This is a genomic window from Allobosea psychrotolerans, assembly GCF_002917105.1.
Lineage (GTDB): Bacteria > Pseudomonadota > Alphaproteobacteria > Rhizobiales > Beijerinckiaceae > Allobosea > Allobosea psychrotolerans.
Window position 1 is genome coordinate 69,880 of sequence record NZ_PQFZ01000001.1, and the last position, 22,663, is coordinate 92,542.

The 22,663-nt window shown below is 66.6% G+C and carries 19 protein-coding genes; 12 read left to right on the forward strand and 7 right to left on the reverse strand.

Going from position 1 to position 22,663, the window contains the following annotated elements; all coding sequences use genetic code 11:
- Nucleotides 1-97: 97 nt before the first annotated feature.
- Together CYD53_RS00340 and CYD53_RS00345 are read right to left on the reverse strand one after the other, a co-directional pair.
- Entirely contained in the window at nucleotides 98-1,570 is a 1,473-nt protein-coding gene (locus CYD53_RS00340; protein WP_103716174.1) for an amidase family protein, read from the reverse strand.
- Between the two features lie 36 nt (nucleotides 1,571-1,606).
- A complete protein-coding gene (locus CYD53_RS00345; RefSeq protein ID WP_103716621.1) occupies nucleotides 1,607-2,008 on the reverse strand; it encodes a MarR family winged helix-turn-helix transcriptional regulator in 402 nt (133 codons plus the stop codon).
- A 200-nt stretch (nucleotides 2,009-2,208) separates the two neighbouring features.
- Between CYD53_RS00345 and CYD53_RS00350 the strand changes: the two genes are divergently transcribed.
- On the forward strand, nucleotides 2,209-3,840 hold the full coding sequence (locus CYD53_RS00350; protein ID WP_103716175.1) for a long-chain-fatty-acid--CoA ligase: 1,632 nt from the start codon (nucleotides 2,209-2,211) through the stop codon (nucleotides 3,838-3,840).
- A gap of 207 nt (nucleotides 3,841-4,047) precedes the next feature.
- A complete protein-coding gene (locus CYD53_RS00355) occupies nucleotides 4,048-4,431 on the forward strand; it encodes a hypothetical protein (protein WP_103716176.1) in 384 nt (127 codons plus the stop codon).
- Nucleotides 4,432-4,738: 307 nt separating this feature from the next.
- On the opposite strand, the gene CYD53_RS00360 is transcribed toward CYD53_RS00355, so the two are convergent.
- Entirely contained in the window at nucleotides 4,739-4,945 is a 207-nt protein-coding gene (locus CYD53_RS00360; RefSeq protein WP_146055781.1) for a hypothetical protein, read from the reverse strand.
- Nucleotides 4,946-5,234: 289 nt separating this feature from the next.
- On the opposite strand from CYD53_RS00360, the gene CYD53_RS00365 reads away from it, so the two are divergent.
- Nucleotides 5,235-6,872, forward strand: coding sequence for an alpha-D-glucose phosphate-specific phosphoglucomutase (locus tag CYD53_RS00365; RefSeq protein ID WP_103716622.1), 1,638 nt, complete (start codon nucleotides 5,235-5,237; stop codon nucleotides 6,870-6,872).
- Between the two features lie 184 nt (nucleotides 6,873-7,056).
- Here the strand turns inward: CYD53_RS00365 and CYD53_RS00370 are convergent, their stop codons facing one another.
- Nucleotides 7,057-7,872, reverse strand: coding sequence for a GntR family transcriptional regulator (locus CYD53_RS00370; RefSeq protein ID WP_103716178.1), 816 nt, complete (start codon nucleotides 7,870-7,872; stop codon nucleotides 7,057-7,059).
- A gap of 187 nt (nucleotides 7,873-8,059) precedes the next feature.
- Between CYD53_RS00370 and CYD53_RS00375 the strand changes: the two genes are divergently transcribed.
- The 7 genes from CYD53_RS00375 to CYD53_RS00405 are packed head-to-tail and all read left to right on the forward strand — an operon-like array spanning nucleotide 8,060 to nucleotide 16,689.
- Nucleotides 8,060-9,334: a M20 family metallopeptidase gene (locus CYD53_RS00375; protein WP_245928018.1), complete on the forward strand. Its 1,275-nt coding sequence runs from the start codon at nucleotides 8,060-8,062 to the stop codon at nucleotides 9,332-9,334.
- An 11-nt stretch (nucleotides 9,335-9,345) separates the two neighbouring features.
- The gene (locus tag CYD53_RS00380; RefSeq protein WP_103716179.1) at nucleotides 9,346-10,905 is read left to right on the forward strand and encodes an ABC transporter substrate-binding protein; all 1,560 of its coding nucleotides are present in this window, start codon (nucleotides 9,346-9,348) and stop codon (nucleotides 10,903-10,905) included.
- A 16-nt stretch (nucleotides 10,906-10,921) separates the two neighbouring features.
- Entirely contained in the window at nucleotides 10,922-11,869 is a 948-nt protein-coding gene (locus tag CYD53_RS00385; RefSeq protein ID WP_103716180.1) for an ABC transporter permease, read from the forward strand.
- A complete protein-coding gene (locus CYD53_RS00390; RefSeq protein ID WP_103716181.1) occupies nucleotides 11,862-12,686 on the forward strand; it encodes an ABC transporter permease in 825 nt (274 codons plus the stop codon). The genes CYD53_RS00385 and CYD53_RS00390 overlap by 8 nt, the downstream gene beginning before the upstream one ends.
- 8 nt (nucleotides 12,687-12,694) lie before the next feature.
- Entirely contained in the window at nucleotides 12,695-14,329 is a 1,635-nt protein-coding gene (locus tag CYD53_RS00395; RefSeq protein ID WP_210202269.1) for a dipeptide ABC transporter ATP-binding protein, read from the forward strand.
- A 2-nt stretch (nucleotides 14,330-14,331) separates the two neighbouring features.
- Nucleotides 14,332-15,549 (forward strand): M20 family metallopeptidase, encoded by a 1,218-nt coding sequence (locus tag CYD53_RS00400; RefSeq protein WP_103716183.1) that lies wholly within the window; start codon nucleotides 14,332-14,334, stop codon nucleotides 15,547-15,549.
- Between the two features lie 3 nt (nucleotides 15,550-15,552).
- Entirely contained in the window at nucleotides 15,553-16,689 is a 1,137-nt protein-coding gene (locus CYD53_RS00405; RefSeq protein ID WP_103716184.1) for a M24 family metallopeptidase, read from the forward strand.
- A 15-nt stretch (nucleotides 16,690-16,704) separates the two neighbouring features.
- Here the strand turns inward: CYD53_RS00405 and aptA are convergent, their stop codons facing one another.
- Together aptA and CYD53_RS00415 are read right to left on the reverse strand one after the other, a co-directional pair.
- Nucleotides 16,705-18,045 carry an omega-aminotransferase AptA gene (gene aptA / locus CYD53_RS00410; protein WP_103716624.1) on the reverse strand — a complete coding sequence of 447 codons (1,341 nt, stop codon included), beginning with the start codon at nucleotides 18,043-18,045 and terminating at the stop codon, nucleotides 16,705-16,707.
- A gap of 218 nt (nucleotides 18,046-18,263) precedes the next feature.
- Entirely contained in the window at nucleotides 18,264-19,145 is an 882-nt protein-coding gene (locus CYD53_RS00415; protein ID WP_103716185.1) for a GntR family transcriptional regulator, read from the reverse strand.
- An 84-nt stretch (nucleotides 19,146-19,229) separates the two neighbouring features.
- Between CYD53_RS00415 and CYD53_RS00420 the strand changes: the two genes are divergently transcribed.
- Nucleotides 19,230-20,372: a C45 family autoproteolytic acyltransferase/hydolase gene (locus CYD53_RS00420; protein WP_103716186.1), complete on the forward strand. Its 1,143-nt coding sequence runs from the start codon at nucleotides 19,230-19,232 to the stop codon at nucleotides 20,370-20,372.
- 46 nt (nucleotides 20,373-20,418) lie between these two features.
- Nucleotides 20,419-21,999 (forward strand): ABC transporter substrate-binding protein, encoded by a 1,581-nt coding sequence (locus tag CYD53_RS00425; RefSeq protein ID WP_245928019.1) that lies wholly within the window; start codon nucleotides 20,419-20,421, stop codon nucleotides 21,997-21,999.
- Here CYD53_RS00425 and CYD53_RS00430 read toward each other — a convergent pair.
- Nucleotides 21,942-22,643: a GntR family transcriptional regulator gene (locus CYD53_RS00430; protein ID WP_103716187.1), complete on the reverse strand. Its 702-nt coding sequence runs from the start codon at nucleotides 22,641-22,643 to the stop codon at nucleotides 21,942-21,944. The genes CYD53_RS00425 and CYD53_RS00430 overlap by 58 nt on opposite strands.
- Nucleotides 22,644-22,663 lie beyond the last annotated feature (20 nt).

Below are 22,663 nucleotides of genomic sequence, written 5' to 3' on the forward strand. Positions count from 1 at the left end.
TGGATTGCTTATGCGAGCATAGACCGGGTGCGGCGCAAAAGCTGAGCGATTTTCATGCAGGCCTGCGCAGACTCTGGCGCGGAGCGGCATGGCTGCGTCAGGATATTGAGCGGGCCCCGGGCGGGGCGCGAAAGCCGGCGCCGGAGCGCTCCAGCATGGCGCCGACGGCGATCGCCATGCGGTCCTCGCCGGCCGCCGCGATGACCTGCACGCCGAGCGGCAATTCCGCCTTCGAGAGGCACACCGGCGCGCTCAAGGCAGGCAGGTCGGCTCCTGTGGCAAGCGAGGCCCAGAGCAGGAAATCGAGATAGGGGCGCGGCTCGCCGTTCACGCTCAACCGCCTGGCATGGATGTCGGGCGCATGGTCGTGCGGGATCGCAGCCACGGGCGCGGGCGGGCAGAGCAGCACGTCGTAACGCGTGAAGAAGCTGGCCCAGCGCCGCTTCAGCGCCAGCCTGCGCTGGGAAAGCTGCTGATACAGCCCCGGCGTCATCCGCGCGCCGCGCGCCTGCAGGGATTGATGCGAGAGATCGTTGGGGCTGAAGCCTGAGGCCTGCGCCTGGATGCGGGCGCGTATCTTTGGCGGCAGGCCATAGGCGACGACGGCGTGGTTGAGCAGCGCATAGACTTCGAAGGCCTCCGCGAAGCGCAGCGAGGGCCGGGCGGTCTCATCGACGGTCGCGCCTGCAGCCTGCAACTGCCGCGCCGCCTCGCGCACGGCGTCGGAGACTTCACGATCGGCCGGGGCGAAGGGGTCCTCGGCCCAGAGCGCCACCCGCAGGCCGTGCGCCGTCTCGCGCCGGGGCGGTGTCAGTACGGGACCGGGCGTGGTCGCGTCGCGCGGGCCGGCCAGCACCGGCAGGATCATGTCGAGATCCCCGGCCGCCCGAGCGATCGGCCCGGCGACAAGGAGGTCGGGATTGCGCAGCGTGCGCCGCTCGGGCGGCGGGGGAATGGCGCCCCAGGTCGAGACCAGCCCCCAGCTCGTCTTGAGACCGAAGACGCCGCAGGCATGGGCAGGCCAGCGGATCGAGCCGCCGAGATCCGAGCCGAGCTCGAAGGCGCACATGCCGGTCGCGACGGCTGTCGTTGCACCGCCCGACGAGCCACCGGGCGAACAGGCCGTGTCCCAGGGATTGTTCGTCACGCCATGGGCGGGGTTATAGCTCTGGAAATCGCCGGAGAAGACCGGGACATTGCTCTTGCCGATGATGACGACGCCGGCAGCGCGCAGCCTTGCGACGGCGGTCGCATCCTCCGCCGGGATGCGCTCGCGATAGGCCGGCAAGCCGCCGGAGGAGGGCAGGCCGGCCACGTCGAAGGCGTCCTTGATCGTGATGGGCAGCCCTTCCAAGGGGCGGGCTGCGCCGGAGGCGATACGCCTGTCGGATTCGCGCGCCGCGGCGCGGGCGAGGTCGCGATCCTGGGCGATGATGGCGTTGAGGCCGGGATTGAGCGCGTCGATGCGGGCGAGGCTGGCTTCGAGCAGGTCGCTCGCGGTGAAACGGCGCGCGAGAAGCGCTTCTCTCAGGCTCGTTGCGGGGGCTGTGAGATCGATCGTCGCGCTCATCTTACAGCCTTCTTCATGCCGTGCTGGCCGGTGGCGTCAGCTGGCGTCGACGGCGCGGGCCAGATCGCGCCATGCCTTGACGAGACGGTCGAGCTCGGCGAGGTCGTCGCCCGGGAGCTTGCCCAGCGTGTTGGCGACGAAATCGCGCTGCGCGGCGATACCGGCCTCGGCCAGCCTGCGACCTTCCGGGGTCAGATGCATTGCATAGGAGCGCCGGTCGCCGGCGATCGCCCGACGTTCGACGAGGCCGGCCTGGACGAGGCGGTCGGCGAGGCCCGAGACATTGCCCTTGGTGACATAGAGACGCTCGGCGAGTTCGCTCTGGCTGATGCCCTCGCGCTCGGTCAGCGTCGAGAGCAGATCGAATTGCGGGATCGAGAGCCCGAGCGTCCGGATTCGCGCCGTCATCTGCATGAGCATGCGCTGGTGCAGCCGCATGAAACGGAACCAGACGCGATCGGGCTCGGCAGGCTCAGGGCTCGGGGCGAGGTTGGAGGCGGACACGGGCTTCGGGCTCTCCGGGCGGAATTGATACGACCTAAACCATCTCGCTCCCGGGCGCGAGCCCCGCTTTCATATCCGCGTGGCTTGCGCCTATTCTGCCCGCAACAACAAGCAAGAATTCGGGGGAGGCGCCGATGCTCGGGTTGATGCAGGACTGGCCGCTGCTGCTGCACCGGATCATCGACCATGCCGCGATCCAGCACGGTACGCGCGAGGTCGTCAGCCGGGCGGTGGAGGACGGAGTTTTGCGGCGCACGACCTATGCGCAATTGCGCCGCCGCGCCCTGCAGGTCGCCAAGCGGCTCGGCCGGGAAGGCATGGCGCCGGGCGACAGGGTGGCGACGCTGGCCTGGAACACGGACCGCCATCTCGAACTCTGGTACGGCATCAGCGGCATGGGGGCGATCACGCATACGGTCAATCCGCGCCTGTTCCCGGAGCAGATCGCCGGGATCATCGACCATGCCGGCGACAGGATGCTATTCCTCGACCTGACCTTCGTAGCCCTGGTCGAGCAGCTGCAGGCGAAGATTCCGAGCGTCGAGCGTTTCGTCATCCTGACCGATGCCGCCCATATGCCCGAGACGTCGCTCAGGGGCGCGGTCGCCTATGAAGACTGGCTCTCCGAGGCCGATGACGATTTCGCCTGGGCGAAGCTCGACGAGGATACGGCGGCCGGGCTCTGCTACACCTCGGGCACCACGGGCGGCCCCAAAGGCGTGCTCTATTCGCACCGCTCCAACGTGCTGCACGCCATGGCCTGCGCGACGCCAGACTATCTCGGCCTGTCCTCGCGCGACACGGTGCTGCCGGTGGTGCCACTGTTCCACGCCAATAGCTGGTCGCTGGCCTATTCCGCGCCGATGACCGGGGCCAAGCTCGTCATGCCGGGCGCCAAGCTCGACGGGGCTTCGCTGCTGGAGCTGCTGGAAACGGAGGGCGTGACCTGCACGGCGGCGGTGCCGACGGTGTGGCTCGGCCTGCTACAGCATCTGGAGACGACAGGTGCGGGCCTCTCCACGCTGAAGCGCGTCGTCATCGGCGGTTCGGCCTGTCCGCGCGCGATGACGGAGGCCTTCGAGCGCAAATACGGCGTCACCGTTTCGCATGCCTGGGGCATGACCGAGATGAGCCCGATCGGCTCGTTCTGCTCGGTCAAGCCGATCTATCAGCATCTCGAAGGCGAGGCGCTCTACGACCTCAAGGTCAAGCAGGGCCATCCGCCCTTCACCGTCGAGTTCCGCATCACCGACGACGCGGGCAAGGACCTGCCCTGGGACGGCGCGACCTTCGGCCGGCTCAAGGTGCGCGGGCCCGCTGTGGCTGGCGCTTATTTCCGCCGCGAGGACGAGCCGATCCTCGACGAGCAGGGCTTTTTCGACACGGGCGATGTCGGCACTATCGACGCCGCCGGCTACATGCAGATCACCGACCGCTCCAAGGATGTGATCAAATCGGGCGGCGAGTGGATCTCCTCGATCGATCTCGAAAACCTCGCGGTCGGTCATCCCGATGTGCTCGAAGCCGCGGTCATCGGCGTCTGCCACCCGAAATGGGACGAGCGGCCGCTGCTGGTGATCGTGCCCAAACCCGGCCGGACGCCCGGCAAGGAGGAGATGCTCGCCTTCATGACCGGCAAGATCGCGAAATGGTGGCTGCCCGACGATGTCGTGCTGGTCGAGGCGATCCCCCATACCGCGACGGGCAAGATCCAGAAGACGGCGCTGCGCGAGCAGTTCAAGGATTATCGCCTGCCGGGTGTGTGACCGGGCCGCGCGCAGCCTATTCCGGGATGGCGGGTCGATGCCGGGGCGTGGCGGCATTCGCACGAGCGTGAGCTGAGGCGAGCAGTCACCGGGATGTGATCGCGGCGACGGATCCGGAGGCCGGATCATGGTTAACCTTCATTGTATGTTCATGCCAAAAGGCCGATATTTCCCACAGGGCGAGGCTCATTTGATGGGGGAATCGTCATGATCTCGACATTCAGCATCAGCAAGACGACTGTCGCCGCTCTCGCCGCGGCAGTGATGTCCGCAGGCATCGTCGCATGGTCGGCGCCCGCCGAGGCGCGTCCCCATGGCGGCGGCTTCTATCGTGGCGGCATGGCCTTCCACGGCGGCGGCTTTCATCGCGGCTTTGCGCGGCCGGCCTTTGCCGGTCGCGCGGCTTTCTTCCACGGCCGGCATGTCCACCGCGGTCGCTTCTTCTGGGGCGCTCCGGCCGTCGCGCTCGCCTTGGGCGCACCCTACTACTACGACAACTACTATTATGGCGGTGGCTGCTACCCGGTGTGGCGGCGCTATTACGCCCCTTGGGGCTATGTCGTGACGCGTCGGGTCATGGTCTGCAATTGATGGCCAGCGCTGTGACGCCTAGCGAAATCCGGCGGCGGCCTACGTGGCCGCCGTTCCAAGATGGTCCGTGATCACGGCAAGCTCGATGGGATATCCGGGGCTCTTCTCGCTTCGGAATTGTGACGCGGACGATTCCTGCTTCGCGGGCTTCCCGCGATGGGATCGAACGTCTCTACATACCTGCCAATGGGAAGTTACATCTGCCGGCGGAAAGTACTGTGGGCAGGGAGATGTTGCCGGTGCCGGTGATATAGGCGTCCTAAAGCAAGATTAAAATTGGCGGTTGCGCTGGCCGGTAACGCTGATGTTACGAGAAGCGGCGCGAATCTTCTTGGGCGCCTCCAGGGAAAAGAGCAAATGCACCAAGCGCTGCGAGGATAATCGGCCATGTCGCGCTGACGAATGCGATCGCGATCGCATCGCTCCAAGTGACGCGGCGAATCGGCAACTCCACGATTGAGTTCAGGCCGAACCACACACCGCCAGCTCCATAGATCAGCGCGAGCCAGATCATGAGAACGCTTTCGATATACCGCATTTCAACGATAACATTAAATTCCTGGTAATCACAGGATTGGTTTCCGTTTCGGCAGAGAACGGCCGGGGCCGGCACCTGCTTTGCGGGGCGTGCCGCCGACGCCCGGACATTCAGGCGCTGAGCGGCGGATTCTTGCCTTGTTCCGTCTCTAGAGGCTGGGCTGCCAGCAGCATGAGCTTCGTGCTAGTCAGCCCCGATCGTTCCTGCCCCAGGTTGTTCTTGCCCATAGTCTTCCCGCCCATCCGGAGTCAGCATGTCGAACGCGTTGCGGGTTCTCCGCATTGAGACGAGCCCCTTTCCCGATCAGGAGCCCGGCACGTCCGGCCTGCGCAAGGCGGTCCCGGTTTTCCAGCAGCCGCATTATCTTGAGAACTTCGTTCAATCGATCTTCGACGCCGTCCCGGAATTGCGCGGCGGCACGCTGATCCTGGGCGGCGACGGCCGCTTCCATAATGCCGAGGCTGTCCGCGTCATCGTCGCCATGGCGCTCGCCAATGGCGTCGCGCGCATCGTCGTGGGCCAAAGTGGGCTTTTGTCCACGCCCGCCGTCTCGGCGATCATTCGCAAGCGCGGCGCGCAAGGTGGCATCGTGCTGTCCGCGAGCCATAATCCAGGCGGGCCGGACGGCGATTTCGGCATCAAGTTCAATGCCGACAATGGCGGGCCGGCAGCGCCCGCTGTGACCACGGCGATCTTTGCCCGCACGCGCGAGATCAAGGCATACCAGATCGCCGACGGTCTCGCGCTCGCGTTGGAAACGATCGGGACCACGACGCTCGGCTCGGGCCAGGTCGTCGAGGTGATCGATCCGGTCACCGATTACGTCGCGCTGATGCAGACCCTGTTCGATTTCGACAGGCTCGGCGCCCTGTTGCGTTCGGGCTTCCGGATGCGGTTCGACGCCATGAATGCGGTAACCGGTCCCTATGGCCGGCGCATCTTCGAGGAGCGCCTGGGCGCGCCTGCGGGCAGCGTCATGAATGCGGTGCCGCTGCCCGATTTCGGCGGGCTGCATCCAGACCCGAACCCGGTCTATGCGGCCGAATTGATCGCGGCGATGGCCGGGGCGGAGAAGCTCGATTTCGGCGCGGCCTCCGACGGTGACGGCGACCGCAACCTGATCGTGGGACCCGGCGGCCAGGTCGTGGCGCCAAGCGACAGCGTCGCGATCCTTGCGGCCAACGCCCATCTTGCGCCGGGCTATGCCGCCGGCCTCAAGGGCGTCGCCCGCTCGATGCCGACGAGCCGCGCGCTCGACCGCGTCGCGAAGGGGCTCAACCTGCCGCTCTACGAGACGCCGACGGGCTGGAAGTTCTTCGGCTCGCTGCTCGATGCGGGGATGATTTCGCTCTGCGGTGAGGAAAGCGCGGGGACGGGCTCGAACCATATCCGCGAGAAGGACGGCGTCTGGGCCGTGCTGCTCTGGCTCTCCATCGTGGCGGCGCGCAAGCAATCCGTGACCGAGATCGTCGCCGATCACTGGCGCCGCTATGGCCGCGACTATTACCAGCGCCATGACTATGAGGAGATCGACAGCAAGGTCGCTGCCGACCTCGTCGCAGCGCTCAGGAGCAGGCTCGCGACCCTGCCGGGGCAGAGCTTCGCCGGCATGACCGTCGCTGCTGCCGATGAATTCAGCTACACCGATCCGGTCGACGGCTCCGTGACCGAGCGCCAGGGCCTGCGCATCCTGTTCGACAACGATGCCCGCATCGTCTTCCGGCTCTCGGGGACGGGCACCAAGGGCGCGACGCTCAGGATCTATCTGGAGCACTTCGAGCTGGACCCGGCGCGGCACGGGCTCGACCCTGCGCAGGTGCTGGAGCCCCTCGCGAAGGCTGCCGCGGCGATCACGGAGCTGGCGGAGCGTACCGGCCGGACGAAGCCGACCGTCGTCGCCTAGTGTTGGGTGGGGTCTGCAGGAACCGCGCCGTCCCGCTCGGAATGACGGTGTGGTTCCGAGTATAAGCAGCGCGCTTTAGATCACGTCGCATTCGGACGATTCCGTCCGAATGCGACGTGATCGATTCTAAAGTTTAGAGCATTGCTCTTGCGAAAAACCGGTACCCACTTTTTCGCGCAATGCTCTAACGCACCTCGTTGACGTAGATATGGGCGCGGGTGGTCGCGCGGTGCTGGCCCAGGATGGTCGGCACGCCGGCCTGGTCGTAGGCGACTTCCTCGATCGTCAGCACGGCTTCGCGCCCGCTGAGAGCGAGCAGGGCGATGTCCTCGTCATTAGCGAGATCGGCCGCGATCTGCTCGCGCACGGCCGAGATGCGGATGCCGTAGCGCTCCAGCAGATGCAAATAGAGCAGCTGGGGCAGGGCGGCGGGATTGCGCGGCAGGCCGGGCACGCGCTCTGCCGCGAGGACCAGACGGTCATGCATCACCGGCTTGCCGTCGGCATGGCGGATGCGGTGCAGCTTCACCACTTCGGCATCCGGCTTGGTCTGCAGCAGCGTGGCCTGCTCGGTCGTCGCCCGCGCATGCTCCACGCTGAGCATCTCGCTGGTCGAGCGCGTCAGGCTGCCATCGGCGCGATGCAGCCGGAAATACTGGAAGAAGAAGCGCAGGCTGTGATGCGGGCTGCGGCCGGTCACCATCGTGCCGGTCTTGCGCCGGCGTGAGAGCAGGCCTTCCGCGACGAGATCGCTCATCGCCCGGCGCACCGTGCCGACGGCAATGCCGAAACCTTGGGCAAGCGCGGTTTCGTTGGGAAGCACCATGCCCGGCTGCCATTCGCCGACCAGGATGGCCTCCGACATATGGCGCTTCACCTTCTCGTAAAGCGGGGCCGCATCGCTATTGGCCAGGTTGGGAAGCGTGGGCTGGGCGTTTGCCCGTTGCGTGGCGGGTTCTGAGGCAGCAGCCGTCGTTTTTTTGGCATTGACAGCAGGCATGCGCTCGTCCCTATTTCTATATAGTTTATATGAAAGCGAGGTTCTTGCAAATGGCGACGCCAGTTGGGCCCGCTCGACGTCTCCATTGCAGATCGCGCCTGCGCGCGACAAGCGCCGTCTCGGCGCGCTGATCGCAATGACCTCCGCTTCCGCCCCGAGACAGGATGCTTCCGCCTTGGCGCCGGCCATGGCGTGGATCGCCGGCGAGGTTGAAAGCGCTGCCAACGATCTCGGCGCGATGATCGCGGTCGATACCTCCTTTCCGCCAGGGCGGGGCTATGACGCCTTCGCCGATCTGATGGAGGGGCTGGTCGCGCCGCTCGGCTTCGCGCATGAGCGCGTCGTGGTGCCCGAGGTGCTTTGGCAGGTGCCAGGCGGCCCGGCATCCGGCCCCCGGACCAATCTCGTCGCGACGCGGCGCAGCGGCAGACCGGTCTGCGGTCTGTACTTCCATGTCGACACCGTGCCGGCCGCGCCCGGCTGGCAGGGCGATCCGCTGCGCATGGCGCGCGACGGCGACATGCTGATCGGGCTCGGCGCCGCCGACATGAAGGGCTGCATCGCAGCCGTGCTGCTGGCGCTGCGCGCGGCGGAGGCCTGCAATGTCGCTCTCGCCTATGATCCGATGCTGCTGTTCTGCACCGACGAGGAAGGTGGGCTCTATCCCGGGATTCGCTATCTCGCCGAGCAGGGCCGTCTCGAAGGCCATGTCCTGAATTTCAACGGCAGCGCGGAGGCCCGCATCTGGGCCGGCTGCTTTGGCCTGTTCAACCTGCTGGTGCGGGTGCGCGGCCAGGCGGTGCATGCCGGCGAGGGCAATCGCTCCGGTTCGGGCCTCAACGCGATCGAGGGCGCGCTGCCATTGCTCAATGCGCTGGCGGTGCTGAAGGCGCGCGTGGCGACGCGTGTCTCGGCCCTTCCGCCGCCGCCAGGCAAGCCGGCGCTCGCGGCGCAGCTCAACATCGCGACGATCAATGGCGGCACGGCCGGCGGTCAGGTGCCGGCGCTGCTCGAACTGACGCTCAACCGCCGTTACGCGCCCGAGGAATCCTTCGAGTCGGCCCTGGCCGAGATCGAGGAGACGATCCTGCGCAGCGTCGCCTCCGTTCCGGGCCTGTCGGTCGAAACCGCCCTGGTCGGTCATCTCGCCCCGACCTCCGATCCGACCGGGCCGCATTGGCCGCGCTGGCAGCATGCGATGGGACAGGGCTTCGGCTATGCGCCCGAAGAGTTTCGCAAATGGGGTGCTGCGAGCTGCTCCGATTTCGGCTGGGTCCAGCGCGCCACCGGAATGCAGGAGGTGCTGCTCGGCGGGCTTGGTCGCCCGAGCCGCAACATCCATGCGCCGGGCGAGCACACCACGACGACCGATGTGGTCGCCCTGGCGCGCAGTGTCCTGGCCTATCTCGCTGCCGATTTCGCGCCTGAACTGATCCCCGAAAACACCTCGTCCCGAAGCTGAAGGAGCGCCCCATGCCGAGCGTCAATCGTCGCCATTTCCTCGCCGCCTCCGCTGCGCTCAGCGGTCTTGCCATGACCGGCTTCGATGCCGTGGCGCAGGCCCAGGCTCCCCGCCGGGGCGGCACGCTGCGCGTCAGCGTCGACCAGGCCGTGGCCAAGCTGAACCCGCTCGTGACCCGGGTGAACCCGGAATATCTGGTCTCGGAACTGCTCTATTCCGCGCTCACGCGCCTCAAGGTCGATATGAGCGTCGAGCCGGATCTCGCCGAATCCTGGAGTAACTCCGCCGACCTGCTCGAATGGACCTTTGTCCTGCGCAAGGGCGTGACCTTCCATGACGGCAGCGCCTTCACGGCCGCCGACGTGGTCGCGACCTTCGAGGCGATCCTCGACGCCAAGACCGCCTCGCCGGCGCGCCAGAATGTCGGCCCTATCAGCAAGGTCGCGGCGAAGGACGACACCACCGTCGTCTTCACCCTCTCGGCGCCCTATGCCGACCTGCCGGTGGCGCTGGCCTATACCAACGCCAAGATCGTGCCCGCTGCCGTGATCAAGGCCGGGCTTGGCCGTCTCGACCGTGAAGCTGTCGGCACCGGCCCGTTCAAGCTGGTCTCCTTCGAGCCGGAGCGGCTCATCGTGGTCGCCCGCAACGACGCCTATTACGACAAGGCGCGGCCCTATCTCGATCGCGTCGATGTCGTGGTCTACCCCGACATCAGCGCCGAAAGCTCGGCCCTGATCGCCGGCGACACCGACCTGATCTCGACCGCCCAGCCGACCGAGTATGGCCGGCTGGCGAAGGCTGCCGGCGTCAAGGGGCTGCGCGTCGCCTCGGGTCAGTTCTGCAACGTCAATTTCGGCTGCGACACCAAGCCCTTCAGCGATGTGCGGGTGCGCCAGGCGCTGGCCCTGACGGTGGACCGCACCGCGATGGTCGATTTCGTCACCGAGGGCTACGGCACGCCGGGCAACGACACCCCGCTCAACGCCGCCTATCGCTTCTATTCCGAGCAGGCGCTGAAGAAGCCCGACATCGCCAAGGCCAAGGCGCTGCTGGCCGAGGCCGGCTATCCCAACGGCCTCGAGGCGACGCTGATCGCCTCCGACCGTCCGTCGCTGCGCACCCAGATGGCGGTCGCGCTGCGCGAGATGGCCAAGCCAGCCGGCTTCCGCATCAATGTCGAGACGATGCCGCATGCGACCTATCTCGACCAGGTCTGGAAGAAGGGCTCGTTCTATGTCGGCTTCTACAACATGCAGCCTACGGCCGACGCCATCTTCGCGCTGCTCTACACCTCCAACGCCGCCTGGAACGAGACGCGCTGGAACAACGCCGCTTTCGACAAGGTGGTGAACGAGGCGCGTGCGACGGTCGACGAGGCCAAGCGCCGCGAGCTCTACGGGCAGGCGCAGGCGCTGATGAACGCCGAGGTCCCTTCGATCATTCCGACCTTCTTCGATCTGCTCGCCGCCCGGCGCGACTGGGTGCAAGGCTATGAATTGCATCCGCGCGGCGCGGTGTTCCGGCTCGATCATGTCTCGCTGGGCGCCAACGCGCCCAAGCGCGCCTGAGAACGGGTCAACGCGCGTGTCGCCGGCCTATATCCTCAAGCGTATCGTGCTGGTCGGCTACACGCTGCTCGTCGTGTCGCTCATTGTCTTCGCGATCACCCAGATTCTGCCGGCCGACGCGGCCGTCATGATGCTGGGTGAGAACGCGACGGCCGAGGCGCTCAGCGCGCTGCGCGCCAAGATGGGCCTCGACGCATCGATCTGGGCGCAATACGGCCATTGGCTCGCCGGCGTGCTGCGCGGCGATTTCGGCGTCTCGATGCGCACCGGCCAGCCGGTCGGTCCGGTGATGATGGAGGCGCTCGGCCGCTCGCTGCTGCTCGCCTTGTTCTCGATCGTGCTGATGCTGGTGCTGGCCCTGCCGCTCGGCATCATCGCTGCGGTCAGGCGCGGCCGCATCGCCGATCTTCTGGTCAGCGTGATCTCCTATATCGGGGTCTCGCTGCCGGAGTTCGTCACCGCCACGCTTGTCGTACTGGTGCTGGCCGATTGGCTGCAATGGTTGCCGGCGACGGGCTATGTGCCGCTGACCGAGAATCCGTTGCAGGGCCTCAGGCATCTCGTCCTGCCGGTCTTGACCATCTCGGTGATCCTGATCGCGCATGTCTCGCGCATGGTGCGCTCGGAACTGGTCGATGTGCTGCACACCGACTATGTCCGCGCCGCCCGCCTCAAGGGGCTGCCGAAGCGCACGGTTCTCTACAAGCATGCGCTGCGCAACGCGCTGCTGCCGACGATCACCATCGTGGCGCTCGATATCGGCTATCTGCTCGGCGGCGTCATCGTGGTCGAGGAGATCTTCGCACTGCCCGGCATCGGCCGCCAGCTCATCGTCGCGATCCAGAGCCGCGACCTGCCCTCGATCCAGGCCGGCGCGCTGATCATGGCCGCGACCTATGCCATCGCCAGCTTCCTCGCCGACATCGCCTATGCCCGGCTCGACCGGAGAATCCAGTATGATTGAGCTGTTGCGCCGCGTGCTGCGCTCGCCGCAGGGAGCGCTCGGGCTCGTCCTGGTCGGGCTGATCCTGCTCGTGGTCATCCTGGGCCCATGGATTGCGCCTTACGACCCAGAAAGCCTCGCGCCGCTGCAGCGCTACAAGCCGCCGAGCGCGCTGTTCTGGCTTGGTACCGACCAATATGGCCGCGACATCCTGAGCCGCCTGCTGCATGGCGCACGCGCCACCGTGGTGATGGCGGTGTTCGCGACCGCGCTCGGCACGCTGGCTGGCGCCGTGATCGGCACGATCTCGGCCTTTCTCGGCGGCCGCAGCGACGAGGCGATCATGCGCACCGTCGATGCGGTGATGGCGATCCCGAGCCTGTTGCTGGCCCTGCTGATCGTCAACCTGCTCGGCAAGAGCAGCTGGAACGCGCTGCTTGCCATCGCCATCGCCTTCACGCCCGGCATGGCGCGGGTGACGCGTTCGGTCGCGCTTGCCGTGCGCAAGCAGGATTATGTCAACGCCGCCATCGCGCGCGGCGAGAGCGCGCGCTTCATCGTCTGGCGCGAGATGCTGCCCAATGTCGTGGCGCCGATCATCGTCGAGATGACGATCCGCGTCGCCTTTGCCGTGATGCTGTTCGCGACCTTGAGCTTCCTTGGGCTGGGCGCCCAGCCGCCGGCCTCGGAATGGGGGCTGATGGTCGCCGAGGCCAGGCGCTTCATGCATCTGAGCCCGTGGATGATCCTCTGGCCGAGCCTGGCGGTCGCCTTCGTTGCGATCGGCTTCAACCTGCTCGGCGACGGCCTGCGCGACGCGCTCAACCCGCGCACATGAGGTCGTTCATGACGCCGATCCTCGACATCGCCGGCTACAGCCTCGACTACGCCACGCCCGCCGGCTTCACCCGCGCGCTCGACGCGGTTACGCTCGCCGTCGCCAAGGGCGAGGTGCTCGGCCTCGTCGGCGAATCCGGTTCCGGCAAGACCTCGCTCGCCTGGGCGATCATGCGCCATCTGCCGGAGAGCGCCCGGGAGGCCGGCCGAATCCGGCTGGTCGACAAGGAGTTGACCACGACCAGCGAGGCCGAGATCGAGGCCATTCGCGGCCGGCGCATCGGCATGGTCTTCCAGGATCCGAGCACCTCGCTCAACCCGACCTTGCCGCTGGGCGAGCAATTGGCCGAGGTGCTGGAACATCATCGCGGCCTGACGCGCAAGCAGGCCTGGGCCGAGGGCGAGGCGATGCTCGCCCGCGTCGGCCTGAAGGTCCCGGCCGAGATGATGCGGCGCTATCCGCATGAGGCCTCGGGCGGCGAGAAGCAGCGCGTGGTCATCGCTACCGCCTTCGCCTGCCAGCCGGAATGCATCATCTTCGACGAGCCGACCACGGCGCTCGACGTCATCACCGCCCGCCAGATCCTCGATCTGTTCGGCGAGCTGCAGGCCGAGACCGGCGTCGCCTCGCTCTACATCTCGCATGATCTGGCTCTGGTCTCGCGCGTTGCCAATCGCGTCGCGGTGATCCATCGCGGCCGCATCGTCGAGCAGGGCAAGGTGGAGGAGGTCTTTGCCTCACCGCAGGATGCTTATACGCAAAAGCTGCTCGCCGCCGTGCCGCGACCGGACCATCGCCTGATCGAGGCGGGGCCGGGCCCAGAGGCGAAAGTGCTGGTCGAGGTCGACAAGGTCAGCGTCCGCTATGGCCGCAAGCCCTTCCTGGCGAAGCTGCTCGGCCGCGAGAACACCCAGTTCACCGGCAATCGCGACGTCAGCCTCTCCGTGCGCGAGGGCGAGATCCTCGGCATCGTCGGCGAATCCGGCTCGGGCAAGTCGACGCTCGCCAGGGCGCTGACGGGGCTGAACCCGTTCGAGGGCGAGATCCGTTTCGCCGGCCGCCCGATCGGCGGATTGAAGGATATGGACCGGGCCTATCGCCGCGACGTCCAGATCATCTTCCAGCACCCCGATTCCTCGCTCAATCCGCGTCAGCGCATCCGCGAGATCCTGTCGCGGCCGCTGGCGCTCTACGGCACGGTCGAGCAACGCGAGGACGCAAAGGCGATCGGCGAGTTGCTCGAACAGGTGCGCCTGCCGGCGGCTTATGCCGAGCGCTATCCCCACCAGCTCTCAGGCGGCGAGAAGCAGCGCGTGGCGATCGCGCGCGCCTTCGCCTCGCGGCCGAAGCTGGTGATCTGCGACGAGATCACCTCGGCGCTCGACGTTTCCGTGCAGGCCTCGGTGGTGGAGCTGCTGGTCGATCTGCAGAAGCGTTTCGGCACCGCCTATCTCTTCATCACCCATGATCTCAACCTGGTGCGCCAGATCGCGCATCGCATCGCGGTGATGTATCGCGGCGACCTCGTCGATCTCGTCGATGTCGCCGACCTCTCGGGCGGGCAGGTCCATGCCTATACCCGTTCGCTGATCGAGGCCGTTCCGGCCCCTGCTGCTCCCGCATCTGAGCTTCCAAGGATTTGACGATGGATCGCGCTGCCCTCCTGGCTCGTCTCGACGAGAAAGCCGCCCTCGATTTCCTCAGCGCCATGGTGCGCCACAAGAGCTATTCGGAGACGGAAGGCGAGCGCGTGCTCGCCGCCTTCATGGCCGATAAGATGCGTGAGATCGGCATCGAGGCCGAATTGCAGCCGGTCGTCGGCGAGCGCGTCAACGCCATCGGCCGCTGGAAGGGAACCGGCGGCGGCAAGAGCCTGCTGTTCAACGGCCATCTCGACACCAACCCGGCAACCGAGGGCTGGACGGTCGATCCCTGGGGTGGGCTGGTCGACAAGGAGTTCATCTACGGCATCGGCGTCTCCAACATGAAGGCCGGCGACGCCGCCTATTTCTGCGCGGTCAAGACGCTGATCGACGCCGGCGTGAAGTTGAAGGGCGATGTCGTGCTGACCTATGTGGTCGGCGAATTGCAGGGCGGCGTCGGCACGGTCGCGGCGATCAGGAACGGGGTGAAGGCCGACTATTTCATCAACTCCGAGCCGAGCGACCTGCAGGCCATCACGATGCATGCCTGCGCCTTCACCTTCGTGATCGAGCTGACCGGCAACACCCGCCATCTCTCCAAGCGCGAGCAGGCGGTCGATGCCATCGTCGCGGCCTGCGACCTGATCCCGCGCCTCAACGCCATGACTTTCTCCGGCGCGAAATCCGATGAGCACCGCTCGATCAACCGCGTCCATGTCGGCGTGGTTCGCGGTGCGCTTGGCAAGGAGCTGCACGAATGGCGCGCGCCGCAGGTCGCCGACTTCGCCCGGATCAAGGGGTCGGGGCGCTATGCGCCGGGCCAGACCGAGGCCGGCGCCATCGCCGACATGCGCCGCGAGCTCGATGCGCTGGAGGCGCGCTTCCCCGGCCTCAAGGCGACGATCCGCACCGAGAAGGAAGAGGGCCACCGGTCGATGCCGGCCTTCGAGGTCGCCAGGGACGCCCGCATCGTCAAGACGATCAACGCCGCCTATCAGGAGGTGCGCGGCGAGGCGCAGCCGACGGGGGCGATCGCGCCTCCCGGCTTCTTCGGTACCGATGCCGGCCATTTCTATGCCGAACTCGGCATGGAAGGCATCGTCTGCGGGCCGGGCGGGCGCTACAACACCATGCCCGATGAGCGCGTCGAGATCGTCGACTATCTCGCCATGATCCGGATCTACATGCTCTGCATCCTCGATATCTGCGAGATCGCCTGAGCGATGTTCGCGCCCGCGGAATTCGCCGGCCGCGTCGCCAGGGCGCGGGCGGCGATGGTCGGGGCCGGTGTCGATCTCCTTTTGATCGACCATGCCGAATGCCTGGCCTGGCTGACCGGCTACACCGTCTCGGAGACGATGTATCGCGCGGCTTTCCTGCCGCTCGAAGGTGAACCCTGGTTCGTGCTGCGCGAACTCGACGCGCAGCCCTGCCGCAACGCCTGCTGGTTTTCCGACATCCGGGGCTTTGCCGATACGGCGGAGCCACATGCGGTGATGGCCGAGGCGATCCGCGCCCGGGGCCATGCCGCCTCCCGGATCGGGGCCGACCACACTTCCTATGGCTTCACGGCTGCGACGCGCGACCGGCTCCAGGCGCTCCTCCCGGAGGCACACTTCGCCGACATGCCGGGCGCCGGCGACCTGCTGCGCCAGGTCAAATCCGAGGCCGAGATCGCGCTGCTGGCGCAGGCGGCCGGGATCGCCGACAAGGCCATGGCAGCCATCGTGGCGAAGGCGCGGCCGGGGTTGTCACCGCGAGCAGCGGCGGCGATTGCGGCTGCGAGCTTCCTGGAGAACGGTGCCGATACCGGCGAAACGGGGCCGATCGTGCCCGGCATCGGCGACCACGAGTTCCTGCATGGCGCGATGACCGCGCAGCCGCTCGCCGACGGCGATGTGCTGCATGTCGAATTGATCCCGAAGGTCGCGAATTATGGCGCAAGGCTGATGCGGCCGGTGCTGATCGGCTCGGACCGGCGCGGTCTTGCACCATTGGCCGAGCGGCTCGTCGCCCTGCAGGACCGGCAATTCGCAGCGATGCGGCCGGGCGCTCTCGCTGGCGAGGTTGACGCCGTCCTGCGCGAGGCGGTGCTCGCTGAGCGCCTGCGGCCGACTTACGACAATGTCAGCGGCTATACGCTCGGGCTGTACGCGCGGACGCCGCGCCCGAGCGATTTTTCGCGCGTCTTCCTGCCCAATTCGACATGGCGACTGGAGGAGGGCATGGTCTTCCACATGTATGTCTCGGCCGGCGGGCTCGGCTTCAGCGAGACCATCGTCGTTCGTGCCGGCGGCGGGGAGCGATTGACCGGGACGGCGAGGGCGTTGCTGCGGGCCGGCGGCCCGCAGCGCTCCTGACCGGCATCCAGCCTCTCAATCGATCCGTGACAGGGCGGCCTCGATCGTCGCGAAGATCGTTTCGATCTCGCCGGGCGCGATGACCAGTGGCGGCGACAGCACGAGCGTGTCGCCGGCATTGCGGATCAGGAGGTCCGCCTCGTAGCAGAGCCTGGCGCAGGCGCCGCCGCGTGCGCCCTCGGCGCCGGGGCGTGGCGTGAGATCGATGGCGCAGAGCAGCCCGGCCGTGCGGATATCCGCGACATGCGGCGCGCCCTTGAGACTGTGGGCGCGATCCTCCCACAGCGGCAGCACGCTGCGCAGGCGACCGAGCAGATCCTGTTCGGCGAAGACATCAAGCGTCGCGAGGCCCGCCGCGCAGGCGAGCGGATGGGCCGAATAGGTGTAGCCGTGGAAGAGCTCGACCGCCTCCGGCGGCCCGGCCATGAAGGCCTCATAGACATGGCCGGCGACGAGCACGCCCCCCATCGGCACGGCGCCGTTGGTCATGCCCTTGGCGCAGCTCATCAGATCGGGCTTGACGCCATAGGCCTGCGCCGCGAAGGGCGTGCCAAGCCGGCCGAAGCCGGTGATGACCTCGTCGAAGATCAGGAGGATGCCGTGCTTGTCGCAGATCGCGCGTAGGCGTTCGAGATAGCCCTTGGGCGGCGGGTAGACGCCGCCCGAACCGGTGACGGGCTCGACGATGACGGCGGCGACGGTCGAGGGATCATGGATCTGCAGCAAGGTTTCCAGGGCCTCGGAGGCGCTCGCCCCGCCCTCCGGCCGGCCGCGCGAAAAGGCCATCGTGGCGCGGTCATAGGGCAAAGGCAGATGGGCGACATCGGCGAGCAGCGGACCGAAGGCCGCCTTGTGGCGGCCGATGCCGGCGACGGAGAGGCCACCAAAGCCGACGCCATGATAGCTCTTGTGGCGTCCGATCAGCTTTGTGCGGCCGGCCTGGCCCCTGGCATGGTGATAGGCGCGGGCGATCTTCAGCGCCGTATCGACGGCCTCCGAGCCCGAATTGACGAGGAAGACATGGTCGATGCCCTCGGGCGCGAACGCGCAGAGCCGCTCCGCATAGGCTTCCGCGGCCGGGTGGCTCATCTTGAAGGAGGAGACGAAATCGAGCCGGCCGGCGGCCTCGCGAATGGCCTCGACGATGCGCGGCTGGCCATGGCCGGCGTTGACGCACCAGAGCCCGGCCATGCCGTCGAGGATGCGCCGGCCTTCCGGCGTGACGTAATGCATGCCCTCAGCGCTTTCGAACAGCATCGGCTCGCGCTGGAAGTCGCGCATCGGCGTGAACGGCATCCAGAAGGCGTCGCGCCGGTTGGCGAGACGGGGCTGGGGCGGGGCGGCATGGGCGGTCATGATCAGTCCTCGGCGAAGCGGGACGGCCATGATGTCTTTATTAAATACAAAAGACAATATCTGTTCGATGGCGCCGTTTCGCGGTTCAGAGCCGGATGCGGAAAACCGGTTCCCGTTTTTCGCGTCCTGATCTCGGTTTTTGTTTTGACGCGTTTTCTCCGCGCAAACGCTTCGCGTTTGTCGCGAGGGAACCGGTATCCACTTCGCGTGAAAACGCTCTAATCGAACCCGTTGGCGCGGCGGAGTTGGCTGGCCCGCTGGAGATGGCTGCGCATCAGGGCGGAGGCGAGTTCGCGGTCTCCCGCTTCGAGGCAGTCCAGCATCTGCAGATGTTCGCGGCAGTTCACGACCACGCGCTCGAAGCCGAAGACCCAGTCGTAATTGGACAGGCGGCGCAGCTGGTTCTGCCGCCGGATTGCCGAGTGGATGTAGCGGTTGCCGGATGCCGCCGCTAATCCTTCGTGGAAATCGGCGTTCATCTCGTAGAAGCCGATGCTGGAGGCTTCGCGCCAGGGACGTTCGAGCGTCTCGCGATGGCGCGCGCGCATCTCGTCGATCCAGCCCTGTTCGAGCGAGAAACCGGGCTCCAGCAGCGCCATCGGTTCGATCAGCAGGCGGAAGCGGTAGCGCTCGTCATGGGCTGAAGGGTCGCGCGGATCGTGCAGGAAGCGCCAGCCATAGCCGGGCTTGCGCTCGACCATGTCGAGGTCGGCGAGGCGGGCGAGGAGGCGCTGGACCTCCGGCCGGCCGAGCTCGTAGCGCCGCATCACCTCCAGCTCGGAGATGTCGTCGGGAAGTTGGCCGGTCTCGCGGTCATGGGCGATCTTGACCATGGCGAGCTCGGTGGCGTCGGGATTTCCGCCATTGCCCGCAGTCGTCGTCGGCGTGCTCAGCAATTCGACGCCCTTGTTGGGATGGCGCCGAACGACGCCTTGCCCGGCGAGATAGTCCAGGGCGGCGCGGACCGGCGTGCGCGAGACATTCAGGCGGCGCGCGGCGCTGTTCTCGTTCAGCCAGGCGCCGGCCTCCAGGCCGTCCTCGCGCACCATCTGGAGAATGCGCTCGGCGATGTCCTGCTGCAGCCGGGTGGGGGTCGTCATTGAAAAACTCTTGATTGTCTTAGTTGGCAATGAAATACATCAAGGATTGACGGTGCGCCAGCGCGCTACTGCGGAGTCCCGACCATGGTTGAACCTTGCCCCTTCGTCGACGTTTCCGGCACGCCCTATGAGCGCGGCCGCCAGCATGGCGCCGCGGTGCCGCAGCGCGTCAAGCGCTCGATCGAGCTCTATGGCAGCCAGCTTGGGGATCTCGGCTATGACGCTGCCGCGAAATCGGCCCTGATCGCCGAATTCGCCCGCGAGATCGAAGCCTTCGGCGCCCATTACATCGAGGAGATGCGCGGCATCGCCGATGGCGCCAAGGTGCCGCTCGAAGACATCGTCATGATCAATGCCCGCACCGAGGTCATCGCCAAGGCCAAGCTCATCAAGAGCACGCCGATCGCCGAGACCGAGGAGCTCGACGATGGCTGCACCGGCGCGGTGATCCTGCCCGAGCGCAGCGCCAGCGGCGAATTGATCCACGGCCAGAACTGGGACTGGAAGGCCGAATGCGCGGAGACCGCGATCGTGCTGCGCGTGCGCCGCGAGGACGGGCCGGATTTCCTGACCTTCGTCGAGGCCGGCGGCCTCGCCCGTTGCGGCACCAATGCGGCCGGCATCAGCATCACCGCGAACTATCTCGAATCCGAGCGCGATTTCACGCAAGTGGGCGTACCGCTCGCCCTGATCCGCCGCAAGGTGCTGGAGCAGGAGCATCTCGCCTTCGCGATCAAGGCGGTCGCGACCACGCCCAAGGCCTGCTCGAACAACATGATGCTCTCGACGGTGAAGGGCTTCGCCATCGATTTCGAATGCGCGCCGGACGAGGCCTTCCCGATCTTTCCGAGCGAGGGGCTGATCGTGCACGCCAATCACTGGGTCGGGCAGGTCGCGCTGACGAAACTGAAGGATACGGGTACGCCGCGCGTCCCCGAGAGCTTCTACCGCGACTGGCGGGTGAAGAAGCTGCTCGACGAGGCCGGCGAGAAGCTGACGGTCGCTGATCTCAAGCACGCCTTCTTCGACGATTTCCTCACCCCCCATTCGGTCTGCCGGCCGCCGCGCCTCAACGATGCCGGCAATCTCTCGGCCACCGTCGCGATGGTGATCATGGAGCCCGCCAAGGGAAGCATGGAGGTCGCACTGCTGCCGGCGCTGAACCGGGTCTTCACGCGCTACAGCCTGACGGACGAGCCGGTCACGCTCGCGCAGGCCGCCGAATAGCGCAATCCACACGCCGGCCGAACAGCTCGCCAAAAAAGAGGGGAACATGCCGATGCGTCGATGGAATCCGTGGTTTACCGGCCGTGCTGCGAGTCTCGCTGCTGGCCTGGCGTTCGCTGTGGCGATCGCAGCTTCGGCGCAGGCGAGCAGCCTGCGCGTGCAATTGCCCTTCGACATCCGCTCGATCAATCCCGGCGTCAATCGCGACCACAACACCGACGGCGTCGTGCTCCACATGGTCGAAGGGCTGGTCGCCTATGGCGAGGACGCCTTGCCCAAGCCGCTCTTGGCCGAGAAGATCGATATCTCCGGCGATGGCAAGACCTACAGCTTCACGCTGCGCCAGGGCGTGAAGTTCCATAACGGCGCCAGCCTGAGCTCGGACGACGTGCTCTGGAGCTGGAACCGCTACATGGATCCGAAGACGGATTGGCGCTGCCTGTCCGAATTCGACGGGCGCGGCACGGTCAAGGTCGAGAGCGTGACCGCACCCGACGCCCGCACCGTCGTGTTCACGCTGGACAAGCCGAGCGCGCTGTTCCTGACCTCATTGGCGCGTACCGACTGCGCCATGACCGGCATCCTGCACAAGGATTCCGTCAAGGCCGACGGCAGCTTCGACAAGCCGGTCGGCACCGGCCCGTTCAAGCTCGGCGAGTGGAAGCGCGGCGAATATATCAAGCTGGAGCGCTTCGCCGACTACGCGTCGCTGCCGGGCAAGATCGACGGCTTGACCGGGGCGAAGCGGCCGCTCGTCGATGAGCTTCGCTTCGTCATCATCCCCGACAGCGCCACGGCCAAGGCGGCGCTGGAGCGCGGCGATGTCGATGTCGTCCCCGATGTCGCCAATGCCGATGTCGGCGAACTCAAGAAGGGTGGCAAGGTTTCGCTGTCCGTCGTCTCCAGCATGGGCCTTGTCGGTTTGATCATCCAGACGCGCGACCCGGTGATGGGCAACGTCAAGCTGCGCCAGGCCATCGCGGCGGCAATCGATGCCGATGAGCTCGTCGGTGCGGTGACGGACGGCATCGGCAGGCCCAATCGGTCGATCGTTCCCGCGCTTTCGGCCTATCACGGCCCGGTCGAGCGGCAGGGGGTGAAATACGATCCGGCTGCGGCGAAGAAGCTGCTCGCCGAGGCCGGCTACAAGGGCGAGAAGATCGTGATGCTGGCCAACAAGCGCTACACCAACAGCTTCGACGCCGCCGTCATCGCCCAGCAGATGCTGAAGACGGCCGGTATCAATGTCGAGATCGAAGTGCTGGAATGGGCGACGCAGCTCGACCGCTACAACAAGGGCAATTACCAGATCCAGGCCTTCCCCTATTCGGGGCGGCTCGACCCGTCGCTCTCCTTCGAATCGATGACCGGGCCAAAGGACAAGCAGCCGCGCAAGCTCTGGGACGATCCGCAGGTGCAGGCGCTGCTCGAGAAGTCGATGGTCGTTGCGGGGAAGGCCGAGCGCCAAGCGATCTTCGACGAATTGCACAAGCGCTTCATCGCCGATGTGCCGATGGTGATGCTCTATAACGGCATCGTCAGCGGCGCCTTCTCGAAGCGGGTCAAGGGCTACACCTCGTCCCTGACTTCGCTGCCCCGGCTCTGGGAGGTCTCGGTCGATGGCTGAGCGTGCGCCTGGGCCTCGATCATGTCCTTGACGATATGATGGGCGATCAGCTCGGCAAGGCGCGTCGCATCGCCTGCACGCAGCGCCTCGACCATGGCGTGGTGGTCGCGGTCGCTGTTGAGCAGCGCCTGATGCGAACTCCAGACGGTGACGGAGGAGCCGCGCGAGCGGTCCCTCAGCCCCCAGATCGTCTCTTCGAGCACGGGGTTGCCGCAGACCGCGTACATCAGATGGTGGAAGGCGCTGTTGATTTCGCTCTGCTCGATGCGCGTGCCGCTCAGGACCGCCTGGCTGAAGCGGTCGGCGAGTTCGCTCAAGCGCGCGATCGTGGCGGCATCAATGCCGGCCATGATGCCGGGCACGGCGGCAGTCTCCAGGATGATGCGGGTGTCCCGGATCGCGCGCTGGGTCTTCAGGTCGATCTCGGCGACGCGGTAGCCGCGATTGGGCACGTGCTCGATGGTCTTGCGGACAGCCAGCTCGTCGAGCGCGCTGCGCACGTCGAAACGCGTCGCCTTGAACGCCTCTTCGAGATCGATCTGGCGCAGCCATTCGCCCGGCCGGTAGGCGCGCATATGGATCGCTTGCGCGATCTCGCTGGCCAGCGCGCGCTTCTCTTTTTGGCGGGTCGGACGAGTCGTCATCGGGTGTCTTTAGCAGATTC

Bases quoted from the DNA above. Each gene is read 5' to 3' on its own strand.
- CYD53_RS00340 (WP_103716174.1), bottom strand. From the start codon at position 1,570: ATGAGCGCGACGATCGATCTCACAGCCCCCGCAACGAGCCTGAGAGAA.
- CYD53_RS00345 (WP_103716621.1), bottom strand. From the start codon at position 2,008: ATGCGGCTGCACCAGCGCATGCTCATGCAGATGACGGCGCGAATCCGG.
- CYD53_RS00350 (WP_103716175.1), top strand. From the start codon at position 2,209: ATGCTCGGGTTGATGCAGGACTGGCCGCTGCTGCTGCACCGGATCATC.
- CYD53_RS00355 (WP_103716176.1), top strand. From the start codon at position 4,048: ATGATCTCGACATTCAGCATCAGCAAGACGACTGTCGCCGCTCTCGCC.
- CYD53_RS00360 (WP_146055781.1), bottom strand. From the start codon at position 4,945: ATGATCTGGCTCGCGCTGATCTATGGAGCTGGCGGTGTGTGGTTCGGC.
- CYD53_RS00370 (WP_103716178.1), bottom strand. From the start codon at position 7,872: ATGCCTGCTGTCAATGCCAAAAAAACGACGGCTGCTGCCTCAGAACCC.
- CYD53_RS00375 (WP_245928018.1), top strand. From the start codon at position 8,060: ATGGCGTGGATCGCCGGCGAGGTTGAAAGCGCTGCCAACGATCTCGGC.
- CYD53_RS00380 (WP_103716179.1), top strand. From the start codon at position 9,346: ATGCCGAGCGTCAATCGTCGCCATTTCCTCGCCGCCTCCGCTGCGCTC.
- CYD53_RS00390 (WP_103716181.1), top strand. From the start codon at position 11,862: ATGATTGAGCTGTTGCGCCGCGTGCTGCGCTCGCCGCAGGGAGCGCTC.
- CYD53_RS00395 (WP_210202269.1), top strand. From the start codon at position 12,695: ATGACGCCGATCCTCGACATCGCCGGCTACAGCCTCGACTACGCCACG.
- CYD53_RS00400 (WP_103716183.1), top strand. From the start codon at position 14,332: ATGGATCGCGCTGCCCTCCTGGCTCGTCTCGACGAGAAAGCCGCCCTC.
- CYD53_RS00405 (WP_103716184.1), top strand. From the start codon at position 15,553: ATGTTCGCGCCCGCGGAATTCGCCGGCCGCGTCGCCAGGGCGCGGGCG.
- aptA (WP_103716624.1), bottom strand. From the start codon at position 18,045: ATGACCGCCCATGCCGCCCCGCCCCAGCCCCGTCTCGCCAACCGGCGC.
- CYD53_RS00415 (WP_103716185.1), bottom strand. From the start codon at position 19,145: ATGACGACCCCCACCCGGCTGCAGCAGGACATCGCCGAGCGCATTCTC.
- CYD53_RS00420 (WP_103716186.1), top strand. From the start codon at position 19,230: ATGGTTGAACCTTGCCCCTTCGTCGACGTTTCCGGCACGCCCTATGAG.
- CYD53_RS00425 (WP_245928019.1), top strand. From the start codon at position 20,419: ATGCCGATGCGTCGATGGAATCCGTGGTTTACCGGCCGTGCTGCGAGT.
- CYD53_RS00430 (WP_103716187.1), bottom strand. From the start codon at position 22,643: ATGACGACTCGTCCGACCCGCCAAAAAGAGAAGCGCGCGCTGGCCAGC.